Origin of the sequence: Sphaerochaeta associata (assembly GCF_022869165.1) — a bacterium.
In the GTDB taxonomy this organism is placed as follows: domain Bacteria; phylum Spirochaetota; class Spirochaetia; order Sphaerochaetales; family Sphaerochaetaceae; genus Sphaerochaeta; species Sphaerochaeta associata.
Map to the genome: position 1 here is coordinate 1,744,295 of NZ_CP094929.1, position 12,940 is coordinate 1,757,234.

The following is a 12,940-nucleotide window of genomic DNA, read 5'->3' on the forward strand; positions in this document are numbered from 1 at the left end:
CTCATACCCCTATGGTACCATCACAAAAACAGAAGTGCAAGAAAGCTCAGTATCCCATGGTTTTCAAAAGCGATGAGAGCAACGCGAACCGTTCTCCCAAGCGCTCCCCTTCCCGGGAGACCACATCGGCAAGCAGGCGAATATCGGTATCGATCATCTCATTGTCCGTACATACCTCAACCGTCATCGCATCACCCTGCATCGGTATCCGGTCAATTCGTGTTTGGGCGGGATCGTAATACTTGGGTAACCGATAGGCATCCTGAAAGTACAAATTGGTTCTGCACACCAATATCGCCAGATCCAGGACACGGTGCAGCGGCAGCTCCTCGCTTTGGCGTGACCATTTCTCTCCGGTATGGCGCCACACTTTTGCAGAGGCTTCGATGTTTCCCCGGTCGTTCCATTGGGCAAGGCCGACCGAAAGTCCTTTTGCGTCGCTCTGTAGTGCCATAGCACCATCCACATTCTCATAATTCGGGACTACAATGACCGGCTTGTGCTTGAGTGTTGTAGGAATATTCATACACGTATCTCCTTTGCTTGAAGAACCTGTTCCTTATACAACTCCAACAGGATCGCTAGATTCTCCTCTATTGCCTCCGTTTCTTCCATCGGTGGGAGAAACTCAAGGATTTTGAAGGTGAATGCATCCTCTCCATGGTTCGCATAGGCAGCCTGAAGGCTCGGAAGATTCGCCAGGGCCCCTACCGACAGTCTGAAGAAGATGCGTTGCTTGATGGTATCCAGATCCTTGGTAACACCAATATAGTGCTCGCCGCTGATTGAACAGGTGAGCATAAAACACCCCATCGGGTGTCTCATCTCTTCATATTGCTTTCTTAAAGCTTTCTTATCCATAATGTCCTTTAGTAATTTACTAATTTACTAAATACAGTAAAAAGCCTCTCATGTAAAGAGAGGCGGTTGCAATCTAGAGCATTACGTACGTCTTACCCATTCCCCCGTCCTCTGGAAGAGCAAAACGATAGTCTTGCACCGAACGGTGTTTTTTCAAATAGCTGCCAATTCCTTTGCTGAGAATTCCATCCCCATAGCCGTGAATAATGGAGAAGGTGCTCATGCCGTGCACCAGGGCGCTCTCTATCTGCTGGTCAAGCAAATGCAAGGCTTCCTCGAGAATCAGGCCCCTGACATCCAGAACCAATTTCGGCTCCGGCGCACTGCTTTGGAAGAGTACCGACACTTTCTGGTCCACCCGCTTGGGCAGGCTGAGCTGGGACGACGGGAGGGTCATGCGCATGGTGCCGATGGCGACCACAAAACTGTTCCTGCCCTTTTTTTCCAATATCTTGCCTTCCCGCTTTGCACTGCCGCACAACACATCCATTCCAACTTCCAGCCGTTGCGCCTCCTCGGGCTTGAGGAACTCGATTTCATCCTCGAATTGCTGCAGTTGTTCCTCTTGCTGCGCCAGTTTCTCGGAGAGACCCTCAAGGTAGGTCTTCACCTGTTTGGTCTTGTCTTTGGTCACCTCGCCGGTTCTCAGCTCGGCAACCAGATTCTCCAGCTCCTTGCGCTTGGTTTGCATGAATCGGGCCAGTTCGGTGGACTGTTCCCTCTTTAGCTGAGCCTCACGCTGCTTGATCCTCAGCTCTTTCAATTGCAATGCTTTCACTTCACTTTGCAGCGCAAGATACCGCTTGTGCATGGCAGTCTCCTGCCGTTCAAGATCGCGCCTTTTGGCTTCCAAGTCCTTTATGATAGTACCGATTTGCACAGCTTCACTGCCCAGGTACTGTTCGGCTTTCGCAAGGACATCCCGGGGAAGCTTCATCAACCGTGCAGTATCGAGTGCATGGCTTTCACCCGGGAGTCCCTGTATGATCCTGAAGGTAGGCAGATGCGAATTGTCATTGAACTCCATGGAGGCATTTATCACCTCCTTCTTGGCGTAGGCAAACTGCTTGAGGACTCCATGGTGACTGGTAACCAAGGTCAAAGCCGCTTTTTGCAGGCAGTACTCCAGGGTTGCCCGTGCTATTGCGGACCCCTCCACAGGGTCGGTTCCACTTCCCAGCTCATCCAGGATTACCAGCGAGCGCCCTGTCATGTTGGAAAGTACGTAGGCAATCTGCTTCATGTGTCCGCTGAAAGTGGAAAGTTCAGCCTCGATGGACTGCTCGTCCCCGATATCGGTATAGATATCATCAAAGACGGGCAGTGCACTGCCCTCCTGCGCGGGAATGTATCCGCAGAATTGGTTGAGCAGGGCGAACAATCCCACCGTCTTGATGGTTACCGTTTTTCCTCCGGCATTCGGTCCGCTGATTACCACAGCCCTGATGTCCGAATCGAGTTGCATGGTGATGGGAACGACCTTTTTGCCGAGCAAGGGGTGACGCGCCTTGATCAGGGTGCAGTGTGTAATCTCCAAATCGGTACGACTGCACTGTTTTTCCCTTGCCCATTCTGCGATGGCCAGCCTGGCATCGGTTTGCCCTACACGAAAAGCAAGATCGGAAAGTTCCTTTCGCCAAGAACGAACCTCATCGTTGAGCTGTTTCAGAATTTTTGCGATTTCGATAAGAATTTGGTTCTGTGCCATCACCACGGAATTATTCATCTCCACCAAGGGATACGGTTCCATGAAGACGGTATTGCCGGTCGCAGAACTGCTGGTGATGAAACCCTGCACGTTGGACCTTCTATCGCTGCGTACAGGAATAACCAGACGGCCGTCACGCAATGCCTCCTGGTCGGTCTGCACCACTTCCCTGTTTGTATGGATGAATTGGCTGCAGAAGCGTGAACGCTCGTTCTTATGGGCCTCCACCTCCTTGCGTAGCTGTCTGAGCGCAGGATGTGACTCCTTCACCTGACCCGACTCGTCCAGCACATCCAGGATATGCCGACCGATCCGTCTGAGGTTCTCATCGAAAGACCGCCCCATCAACTCCTTCAAGGGTTCAAAGGAAGACCCGTCATCGAGGGCTTGATTACAAAATGACTGCAGGATTTCGGAGCTGGCGATATAGTGGGCGATACCGACCAAATCCGGTCCTTCCAATGCCTTGACCGGATCACCCAAGAGGGCCAAGGATGCCTTGATGGAGGGAAACGACAGCAGAGAACCGCCCAAAGAAGATCCGAGCAGCGTGATAAGACCTGCAATTTCTTCCTGTCGCTTGGAAAGCAGCGCCTGCTCAGTTAAAAACGACAACTCCAACAGGCAATCCCGTCCCTCTTCGGAACGTGAATGAGCCTGCATCTGATTAACTACCTGGTAAAAACCCAGTTCTTCAATACTCTTGTGATTCATCCTTATCCATTCTCGTACGCCAGGAATTGGAGCGATCATTCTTGCCCGCCCACAGCGGGGCCTTGTCATCAAGGGAGGCAAGCATCCTCAAGTAACTTTCATAGCGGTCATAGTGGATCTTATCCTCCTCAACCGCTTCTTTCACCTTGCACCCTGGTTCATCCTGATGCAGGCACCTCTCATACTCACAGTTTTTCGCATACCGGGCGAACTCGATGAAAGCCTCTTGCAGCGTCGCCTTATCTCGATGGGGAACCTGTATCTCGCGAACACCAGGTGTGTCGACAACCGTAAACAAAGGACCGCTGATCAACAGCGAATGGTTGGTCGTATGCCTTCCACGGTTATACTTTTCACATACCTCGCTGGTGCGTTGGTCGCTGCCAAGAAGGCAGTTGATCAACGTAGACTTGCCTACACCGCTCTGTCCGACAAAAGCGACGGTCTTTCCTTCCAGCTCCTTGTACAGCTTCTCGATGTTCTCACCTGTCTTTGCACTCACACCCAAAACACGGTACCCAAGGGTCTTATAGAGCTTGAACCGTTCGTACTCATCCTCGGTAAGAGGAAAATCACATTTGTTCATCACAATCATGACATCGACATCCTGGCAGCAGGCGATGACACGATCGATGAACCGGGGCCTGAACGGCGGGGTATCGGCACTGGTGACACACACGATCAGATCCATATTGGCAACAACGGTCTGGTTGCTGCCGCCTTTAGTATTCCACCTCTGAAAACTGTTGCGTCTGGGAAGGCGGTCGAGAATCAGACCCTCATGTGCATTGGTGGGGACAAAGCTGACCATATCACCCACGGCAAGCGGGTTGTACTCCTCGATTACTTGGGAAAGCTGCTTGCCCTTGATGCGGCACAAGTAGGAAACACCCTTCTCCTCGACTGTGTAGATATTGTTTATTCCCCTGCAAATCAGGCCGATATGTTGCTCCATGTGTACTCCCAGAATGTACTGTATCTGCAAAACCTTCTCTTGACAACCTAAGCGTATTTGATACTGTTAAGCTATGTTTAATTTTATGACTTGCGCCCACCCGGGCTGCCGCACCTACATCTGCGAAGACGGCCCGTATTGCTATCGTCATTCCCCCAATCAAGAGGAACTTCAGGCACGCTGCATCCAGATGCTGCTCAGTGAAACGAACATGGTGGATTTTTCTCTCACCGGCAGTGAATTCGAGGATTTGGTACTACCCAAGAAGGAACTGATCGCATCCAATCTTGCATGGTGTACCTTCCGCAATGTAGATTTTTCCCACACAACACTGCTGAACACCTTCTTCGATTTTTGTCTGTTCGAGAACTGCACCTTCAACAATATCCTCAGCCGTTATGCAGTATTTTCTGGCAGCAAAATGATAGATTGTGATTTTTCAGGATCCATCATCATCCACACCAACTTCTGTGGTGTCGACACATTTCGATGCAATTTCAACGACTGCGACCTATATTTCTCCACGTTCAACTCCAGCTATCTCAGGGATACTTCCTTCGAGGATTGCAACTTGAAAAAAGCCGACTTTGTCCATACGGACCAAAGACGTGTCTCACTGCGGTATTCGAACTACGAGGAGGCACGCCGTTGAACATTTATCAGCACTTCTCCGTCGTTGGTTTTTGCAACACCTATCTGGTCGCATCCAAGAAGCATAGTGAAGCCCTCTTGATCGACCCCGGCCACGTGGATTCGGAACTGATCAATCTCATTGAAACGAACAAGTACAACCTCAGACATGTCTTGCTTACACACCGCCACATATCCCATATGGAAGGACTCGGAACGTTGAAGAAAATCTACGATGTCACCGTCTATGGTTCATCGTTCAGCTCGTATGACTTTCCCTACCAATCGGTCGAGGACAAGCAGATTCTGAATCTCTGCAACTTGGCAATTGAAGTGATTCATGTACCGGGACACTCACTTGACAGCATGGTCTTTAAAATAGACCATGCCCTCTTCACCGGCGATACTCTGATGTGCGGGAGAATCGGATCGACTCCCGGGTATCGGGAACAAGCGCTCTTGATCAATTCAATCAACCAGAGATTGATGGGTTTGGATGAGAATACCCTCATATTTCCAGGGCATGGGACTGCATCCAAAATCCGCATCGAGCGGATGTTCAATCACGACCTGTTGCAGTTGGGAACGATCCAGACCGAACGCGAGCACTGGCGGGACGAGGAGCAGTCTTAAGCAGCACCCTGAATCGTTCGGGCATGGGGGCTGTACAACGGATTCTCCTGCCCGTCGAAGGACTGGCAACCTCAAGGAGGAGGGCGTGCAGCATCAAGGTCAAACCTTCAGCCTTGCCGTAGAGAGGGTCTCCAAGCAGGGTATGTCCGATGGACTTGAAATGTACACGTATCTGATGAGTCCTGCCGGTAAACAATTCTATGCGCACCAAGGCAAAGTCCCTGTACTGCCTGAGGACGGTGTAATCGGTACGGGCATCCCTGCCCTCGCCGCTTGAGCAGGTGGTAAACTTCTTTCGATCATTGCCATCGCGCTTGAGATTCGTCCTGATCGACCCCGTCCTCTCCTTGAAGACACCCTTCGCCAGAGTAATATAGACTTTGCGCGTCGTCCGCTCCTTGAACTGTTCGCTCAGGTTTTTGTGGCTCTGCCGATTACGGGCGATAACCAGCACCCCGCTGGTGTCCTTGTCCAGACGGTGCACGATGCCCGGTCGCACGGAAAGCTCCGTGTTTTCCACCTCGCCTTCCTCATCATCCTCAAGAGCTGAGGAGAAATCCTGGCCATAGCGAAAAAGCAGCGCATGCACCAGCGTATGCTCATGATTTCCCGCTGCAGGATGCACCACCATCCCCTGCTCCTTGTTGATGACCAACATCTCCTGATCCTCGTACAATACATCCAACGGGATGTCTTCTGCGACGATTCCCTCAAAGCAGGCCTCTTGGTAGTGTACTTCTATACGATCGCCTTCCTTGACAAGCCGACTTTTCTTGACCGGCTTTCCATTGAGGTAGAGTTGTGTTTTCTCATCTGAAAGCTGCGAGCGCGAAACCTTCTCCTGTTTGGAGGCTACATAGGCATCCAGTCGTCTGGGTTCTTGGATGGCATCAACCACCAACGCAAGAATCTCTTCCTTCACCGCCATCACGTGTTCCCCACTTCCCCGATGATAAAGTCAGCCACACTGATTCCCAAGGAGAGTGAAGCCGCGATGGACCCTTGCACCAATAGCGATTGCAATTCACTTGCAGGAGGATCGATCAGGTTGGTCTTTTGGGCGAGTGAGTATACAAGCATCGCTACGGGCAACGTAATGACCAGTGAGCCCAGAAAGAGGGTTTCAGCCCTTCGAAGCTTATAGGTGAAGAGAGGAAACTCATCCTTCTCGTACGGGACATAATCCTTCAACGGTTCTGCTGCAAGAGGAAGCGAACAGCAAAGGAGGACCAGGCAAAGCGTGAGGACTAAGGTTCGCATCATCCCTCCCTTGGGCCGAACAGTCGTGTTCCCACCCGTATCAAGGTGGAACCTTCTGCTATGGCATAGCGGTAGTCGCTGCTCATGCCCATGCTCAAGGTTGAGAAATCCAGTTCTGGAAAGCGCTGCTTTGCCCGTTCCGCCGTTGTTCTCAGCAATGCAAATGCTTTTCGTATCTCTGTTTCACTCCCTGCCAAAGGCCCGATGGTCATCAACCCCTTTACGCTGACTTTGTTGAAGGAGGAGATTGTTTCCAAGGCTTGAAACAAAGCATGCTCATCTTCAAACCCACTCTTGCTCTCCTCGGGGGCAGTCTTCAGTTCCAGGAGGATGGGCAATGACTTGCAGGCAAGGCTCTCAAGCTTGAGAGCAAGCTTGAGGGAGTCGACGCTGTCTATTGCGTCAAAGAGTTCAAGAGCCTTTTTCGCCTTGTTTGTCTGCAAATGCCCGATCAGGTGTATACGCATGCCTTGTGGTCGCCCGGAAGGCAGCTTCTCTTGCGCTTCCTGTACTCGATTCTCACCAAAGACCAGCTGCCCGCACGCAAAAAGTTCCTCCATGGCTTGAAAAGGATGTGTCTTGCTCACCGCCATCAAGGTGATGTCCCTTGCATTACGTCCATAGGTGGATGCAGCTTTTGCTATATCAGAGAGAATTTCTTCACGATTCTTTTGTAGGTCAGTCACGTCTTGTATGCCTCCTCAGGAATGCTTTGCGCCTTTGTCTCCACTCTTTGGTATGCTGTTTCAGTGTTTCAAACTGAAGCCGTTTCTCCTCGTTCACACTGGTGATCGAGGGGAATGCATCCAATATTCTCCGGGAGGCTGACTCAAGGCGCAGCCTCAATTCATCACGTTCCTCATCCAGGCGAAGTTTCAACTGTTCCAAAGGTTTGTTTGTGGTAAGCTTGGAGAGCAGGGCCATTCGATCCTCGATCTCCTGGGCTTTCTTTCGGAAATCCCCAAGCTGCTTTTGGAATGCAGCCATTCTGAATACCGAACTGGTGGTGTCGATGCTGATGACCACAACGATTACGGTCGACATCGTGTCAAGAAGCCGGGGATCCAATGCATGCATCAAAGAGAACACAAAGGGGTGTATGCCATAGATGACCAGCAGACCCAACAAGCCGAACAGTGTTGAGTTGAGCAGGCAGACCCTGCCGTGAAGATTGAAGGGATAGGTACTGTAATCCCATAGCTTTGCATTGAAGAGCCGTTCAAGGAGAAAACTCGTCACATATTCAAGCAGGCTTGTCAACAGGAATGTCAGGATGAAAACAAGCATGGGGTGGACTGAGTGGTTTTGGAAAAGCAGGATGATGATCAACGAACCGAACCCGTAGATCGGAAGATACGGACCATGCAAAAATCCGCGGTTGACCAACCGTTTTTCAAAGAAAGAGCAGTAAAGCACCTCTACTATGTATCCAATAACAGCGTAGCAAAAGAAATATCCAATGAGTAGATCCAATTGCATTGCCCAACCTCGCCTAGGTCACTATACCCAATCTCATGCAGAGAGGCAACTACAAATAAAAAACGCACCCGAAGGTACGTTTATGACCGGAGAGGGATTTGAACCCCCGACCAGTTGCGTGTAAGGCAACCGCTCTCCCGCTGAGCTATCCGGCCGACGAGAGTGAACGTATCATAAAGATTGAACCGATGTCAACCTTTTCTGAGTAATTGTCTGAATTCAGCTTGTACAACCGGCTTCGAATACAGATACCCCTGAACAAGGTTGCATCCCAGATCCTTGAGGCAGTTCAACTGCTCTTCGGTCTCCACGCCCTCGGCGATGACAGGAAAACTGAGATTTTTGCCCAACTCGATCAAAGATGCAATGATGTAGCGGCTTCGCGTGCCTTCCCCGAGAGCTTGGATGAATGTCCGGTCGATCTTAAGTATATCCAAAGGAAGCGAGTACAGCATGTTCATCGATGAATACCCGGTCCCAAAGTCATCCATGAGAATGGTGAATCCCAATCCCTGCAGCTCCTTGACGACCTGGCACATCTGGTCGGGGTTGTCGATGTAGGCCGTCTCGGTAACTTCCAAGTGAATCAAGCGGTGGTCGATCCGGTACTTCTCAGCAGTATTCGTAATATGGCTTACAATATTGCGGTTGCTCAAGTCGATGCGGGACAGGTTCAAGGAAATCGGAACGACAGGCTCCCCTTCTTCCTGGCACGAGGCGAGAAACGCACAGATTGCATCCAATAGATACAGATCCAAGGTGGTGATGAACCCGTAACGCTCGAAAACCGGTATGAATTGAATAGGGGCTATGATCCCGCGCTTGGGATGCACCCAACGCACCAAGGCCTCTGCGCAGACGACATGCTCTTTGTGCACATCGTAAATCGGCTGGAGATGGAAGGTGAATTGGCCCTCGGACAATCCTTGATGCATCTCATTGAGGACATCCTGCTCATTGAAGGTATCTGATCTGAATGCCGGGTTATAGAAGGCATAACTCTTGAGGTAGCTCTGCCTGCTCTCCTTTGCAGCGCTATGGGCGCGGTCAAGCAGCTGGCTTACCGGCACACTCTCATCATCAATCTCATACATGCCGAAAACCACCGTCACCGTGTAGCCGATGCTTTGGGAAATCGATTCCACATCGATGGCATGGGACAAGGCTTCGAGGTCGCAACATTCCTTGGGAATGCATGCAGCAAAATGATCACTTTCCAGATGTGCATATACACCACAATCTTTCATGAACGAGCGCAGCGATTCAGCCACCAGTTGCAGAACTTGATTGCCGGTTTCAAATCCCAACAACTCGTTGATGATGCTGAATCGCTCGATGTTCCAGTACACCATCACATAGCCAGTACCATGGTGTTGATCAAGCAGTAATCGGGTTTCCTCGTAAAAGCGCTGCCGGGTGTACAGACCGGTAAGCAGATTATGGCTGAGTGCGTAGTGCAATCGGTCCAAGGTCTGCTTCTTCTCCTGTTGGTTTGCCATGACTTCATTGATGTCATCAAACAGCAGGCTGAACGGTTGCCCCCAACCGACGACACCGACCTGCCTGACCGTTATCTCACTCCAGAAAATCCTCTGGTCCTTGGTTCTCAGCCTAAGCCTAAGCGACCCGTATTTGCCGCTCAGGCACATCTGCTCGATGTTTCTCAGCAACAGGCTGCAATCCTCTGGATGAAAAAGCGAGAGTGCATTGCCATGCAGTATTTCCAAAAGCACATTTCGCTCGTATCCCAAAAACCGTGCAAGGGTCTCATTGATGTACTGCACCTGCAATGAGTCGGATGCAACATGGAACACGGCTATGCCCTGAAGGGCTTGTTCCACATAAGGCTGCATGCGTTGGTTCAAGGCCAGAAGATGGCGCTCCCTGCTTACATCCTGGACAATGAGTGTCACCACCTGTTCTCTTCCATACAGAGGTCCGGCATGAGGCACAAGGTTGAAGTATCGATTATGCTGATCCTTGAAGACAAATGAGCCACTACCTTGCTTTCTATCGAGCAACGTCCGCAGGTATTGGAAAAATTGCATACGATCCTGCTGTCCAAGCCAGAGGAAGGGATTGGATTCAAGCAAATCCTCATCCAAGCCCATTTTCAGCAGGAACTGCTGATTGCAATACATAAACGTTGGTTCGTTGTCAAAACCGAAGACCAGAAGAGGAACACTCAGCTGACCGAGAATGGATGGCATGACAGGTTTACGGCAACTGAATCCATACTCTGCAAATTCAATGATCTGGCCACCGATGCGCCTCACCCTCTTTTGGTCATCAACAGCATACAAGCAGGTAAGCATGCAGGGAATGTACTGCCTCGATGTTTCATCGGTACGCAACTTGACGATGATCGGCTCCCCGTTTCCATCAAGTACCTTTGCTTTCAAAGCGTCGCGTACAAGCAAGGCATCCGTTTCATGCATGCATGACACGAAACCACCCTGTTTGAGAAAGAGCGGGAACTGAAAATTCATCGGCTTTTGCTTTTCAACACGCAATATGGTCAGCACATCGCATTCGATGTCATAATCCCAGCTTTCCCCCCCATAGTGCAGGCTTGCCAAATAAGCAGGCAAGTCTGTTCTTTGTGGTTGAAGCCCATGAAAATTCAAGGAAGAGATATCCTGCGCCTGCTTGACCTGATCGACCAACACGGTAAGCTTCGCAGGACGGTCATGAAATTGAACCAATTTTTCCTTGTGCAGCATGCTCGTTCCATCGTCGGAGGTGGAAACCCACAGTCGGTACGAATCATAGTTCAAATCATGGGTCATGCAATTCGGACAGATGCCCTGTCTGTCAAAGAGCACCTCATAACATGGTTTGCCAAGGTACCCTCCCATGGGGGCGAACCTCTGTCTGCCGGCCTTATTAAGAAACAACATTTCACAGGTTGCAGCATCACTGAGGGCGATTGTATCGGGCAGGTTGTCAAGAATCCACTCGTGGTTCGTCCAGGTGAAGGGTTTCGCTGCATCCATGGACATGTCATACAACACGCATTGATTTCTACCCTGTTCTTTCGCTCTGTACAGTGCAAGGTCGGCATTCTGGTAGAGCTGCCCAAACCCGATTGCTTCTTCTTTCTTGTAACATATCCCCACCGAACAGGTACATGCAATTTCCAAGGCGGTATTGCGTGCAACTGCATTGCAGAACGAAGCTCCCAAGGAATGACTGTAGACTTCACCGTGACTATCGGGAAGGTATACGACAAATTCATCTCCGCCGAGCCTGCCGAAGATCGCTTCGCTCGGAAAGTGTAACAGCAGGATCTCTGCTATCTGTTTGAGCACCTTGTCCCCACGGTCGTGTCCGTAGGTATCGTTTATCTGCTTGAATACATCGATGTCGATGAGGTAGAACGCTCCGACACTATCTTGGTTTTCAAGCCTGTCGGTTATCATCTCCTCAAGTGAACTGCGATTGAACAAGCCTGTAAGGGAATCGCGCTGAGACCGTTCAATCAACTGTTGCTGTCGCATCGTATCTACATCTATATCCTGGATGGAGATGTATCCAATTGCCTGAGCGGTGGAAGTAGCGATACTCAGGGTGAAACGCACCCATGGATAGCCTTTTTCGGGATAGGAAGGATGCTGCATCCGAGCCTCGGTTGAAAACTCCTTATGCCCCGATAAAAGAAATTTCTGCAATGTTTCAGCATCGGATATTTCGCTGAACAAATGAAAATATGAAGGTTCCACACTGGTTTTCAGTACCTGCTCAAAGACCTCATACAGGTTAGTCCGACCCTGCATGATTTTTCTGGTAGCACTGTCGGCGAGAACCGGACGACCGCTCTCTAGATTGAATGCAGCGAAAAAAGCCTTGTTTTTCCCCAAAACCTGCAAGCGGGTCTCAATCTCGTCATGAACATCCTGAAACACTCCGATGGCACTGCTGTTGTTCCCTTCATTATCCTTTAAAAACGAATAGCTGCATCGGAGGTATCGGTACAGACCGTGCTTGTTCTTCACACGCAGGATGGAATCGGGAGCGATGCCTCTCTCCAAGTCTTCGAAATCCTGCTTCAGCGTCTGCTCGAAGGATGGATGAATCAATTCCTGCTTCAGCACATACGTTGCAGGATCAGAGATGTGTATGGGTGGATGTCCGCCGAGAATGGAGCGTGAAAGCGTGGTCACCCGGTCCGTAGCTGCATGATACTCCCACATCTCCAACGTTGAATGGGTAAAGGCAAAGTGAAGGCGGGTGTTCTGTTGTTCAAGCAACACACTGCTTTGATGTGCTTCGGTGGTATCGCTGGCAACAAAGTAATAGACAGGAAATTGTCCGTGAAATCGAGCGAAGCGTCCAAGAAGGCGAATCCAATGCTCCCCTTCTGTTTTAATGCGAAATTCCGTATCGATTTCTCGATGGCTCTTCTTGATTCTCGAAAAAAGCGAACCAATACGCTTCCTGTCCTGAGGGTGGACCGCGTCAAGCAGATGTAATTCGGTGTAGATGTGATACTCGGCACTGCTGTAACCCAGGAGTTTTGCCAAACCGCGACTGAGATACGTCGCTTTGATGGTGTCACCCAGCTCATACACACCCACACCGCCAGGAAGATTGTTGATCGAGAGGAACGCCCCTCCTTCATTGACCTTCCTCTGGACTTCTTTCATACCTCATACACCCCAATAGGATAAAATTGGCCAATTATAGCACAGTTAGTGTAC

11 protein-coding genes and 1 tRNA gene are annotated in these 12,940 nt (G+C 50.3%); 2 read left to right on the forward strand and 10 right to left on the reverse strand.

The window, feature by feature from the left end:
- Nucleotides 1-46 precede the first annotated feature (46 nt).
- The 4 genes from MUG09_RS08080 to rsgA form a co-directional block, all read right to left on the reverse strand.
- Nucleotides 47-526: a DUF6530 family protein gene (locus MUG09_RS08080; RefSeq protein ID WP_244775264.1), complete on the reverse strand. Its 480-nt coding sequence runs from the start codon at nt 524-526 to the stop codon at nt 47-49.
- Nucleotides 523-861 carry a GIY-YIG nuclease family protein gene (locus MUG09_RS08085; RefSeq protein WP_244775265.1) on the reverse strand — a complete coding sequence of 113 codons (339 nt, stop codon included), beginning with the start codon at nt 859-861 and terminating at the stop codon, nt 523-525. Before MUG09_RS08085 ends, MUG09_RS08080 begins: the two co-directional genes overlap by 4 nt.
- A gap of 73 nt (nt 862-934) precedes the next feature.
- Entirely contained in the window at nt 935-3,283 is a 2,349-nt protein-coding gene (locus MUG09_RS08090; protein ID WP_244775267.1) for an endonuclease MutS2, read from the reverse strand.
- Nucleotides 3,264-4,238: a ribosome small subunit-dependent GTPase A gene (gene rsgA / locus MUG09_RS08095; RefSeq protein WP_244775270.1), complete on the reverse strand. Its 975-nt coding sequence runs from the start codon at nt 4,236-4,238 to the stop codon at nt 3,264-3,266. Before rsgA ends, MUG09_RS08090 begins: the two co-directional genes overlap by 20 nt.
- 73 nt (nt 4,239-4,311) lie before the next feature.
- Here rsgA and MUG09_RS08100 point away from each other — a divergent pair, with 73 nt between their 5' ends.
- Complete coding sequence (locus MUG09_RS08100) at nt 4,312-4,890, forward strand: pentapeptide repeat-containing protein (RefSeq protein WP_244775273.1); 579 nt, start codon at nt 4,312-4,314, stop codon at nt 4,888-4,890.
- Entirely contained in the window at nt 4,887-5,501 is a 615-nt protein-coding gene (locus tag MUG09_RS08105) for an MBL fold metallo-hydrolase (RefSeq protein WP_244775275.1), read from the forward strand. The genes MUG09_RS08100 and MUG09_RS08105 overlap by 4 nt, the downstream gene beginning before the upstream one ends.
- Here MUG09_RS08105 and MUG09_RS08110 read toward each other — a convergent pair.
- From MUG09_RS08110 to MUG09_RS08135, 6 genes are all read right to left on the reverse strand, one after another.
- Complete coding sequence (locus MUG09_RS08110) at nt 5,428-6,429, reverse strand: RluA family pseudouridine synthase (protein WP_244775277.1); 1,002 nt, start codon at nt 6,427-6,429, stop codon at nt 5,428-5,430. The genes MUG09_RS08105 and MUG09_RS08110 overlap by 74 nt on opposite strands.
- A complete protein-coding gene (locus MUG09_RS08115; protein ID WP_244775280.1) occupies nt 6,429-6,761 on the reverse strand; it encodes a hypothetical protein in 333 nt (110 codons plus the stop codon). Before MUG09_RS08115 ends, MUG09_RS08110 begins: the two co-directional genes overlap by 1 nt.
- Entirely contained in the window at nt 6,761-7,447 is a 687-nt protein-coding gene (locus MUG09_RS08120; protein WP_244775282.1) for a YggS family pyridoxal phosphate-dependent enzyme, read from the reverse strand. Before MUG09_RS08120 ends, MUG09_RS08115 begins: the two co-directional genes overlap by 1 nt.
- Nucleotides 7,440-8,240: a putative ABC transporter permease gene (locus MUG09_RS08125; RefSeq protein ID WP_244775284.1), complete on the reverse strand. Its 801-nt coding sequence runs from the start codon at nt 8,238-8,240 to the stop codon at nt 7,440-7,442. The genes MUG09_RS08120 and MUG09_RS08125 overlap by 8 nt, the downstream gene beginning before the upstream one ends.
- 83 nt (nt 8,241-8,323) lie before the next feature.
- Nucleotides 8,324-8,395 (reverse strand) — tRNA-Val (locus MUG09_RS08130).
- Between the two features lie 36 nt (nt 8,396-8,431).
- Nucleotides 8,432-12,886, reverse strand: a complete 4,455-nt coding sequence (locus tag MUG09_RS08135) for an EAL domain-containing protein (RefSeq protein ID WP_244775287.1) — start codon at nt 12,884-12,886, stop codon at nt 8,432-8,434.
- Nucleotides 12,887-12,940: the final 54 nt, after the last annotated feature.

Coding starts and splice junctions, on each gene's coding strand:
- MUG09_RS08125 (WP_244775284.1), bottom strand. CDS start 8,240: ATGCAATTGGATCTACTCATTGGATATTTCTTTTGCTACGCTGTTATT.
- rsgA (WP_244775270.1), bottom strand. CDS start 4,238: ATGGAGCAACATATCGGCCTGATTTGCAGGGGAATAAACAATATCTAC.
- MUG09_RS08110 (WP_244775277.1), bottom strand. CDS start 6,429: ATGGCGGTGAAGGAAGAGATTCTTGCGTTGGTGGTTGATGCCATCCAA.
- MUG09_RS08135 (WP_244775287.1), bottom strand. CDS start 12,886: ATGAAAGAAGTCCAGAGGAAGGTCAATGAAGGAGGGGCGTTCCTCTCG.
- MUG09_RS08085 (WP_244775265.1), bottom strand. CDS start 861: ATGGATAAGAAAGCTTTAAGAAAGCAATATGAAGAGATGAGACACCCG.
- MUG09_RS08080 (WP_244775264.1), bottom strand. CDS start 526: ATGAATATTCCTACAACACTCAAGCACAAGCCGGTCATTGTAGTCCCG.
- MUG09_RS08100 (WP_244775273.1), top strand. CDS start 4,312: ATGTTTAATTTTATGACTTGCGCCCACCCGGGCTGCCGCACCTACATC.
- MUG09_RS08090 (WP_244775267.1), bottom strand. CDS start 3,283: ATGAATCACAAGAGTATTGAAGAACTGGGTTTTTACCAGGTAGTTAAT.
- MUG09_RS08115 (WP_244775280.1), bottom strand. CDS start 6,761: ATGCGAACCTTAGTCCTCACGCTTTGCCTGGTCCTCCTTTGCTGTTCG.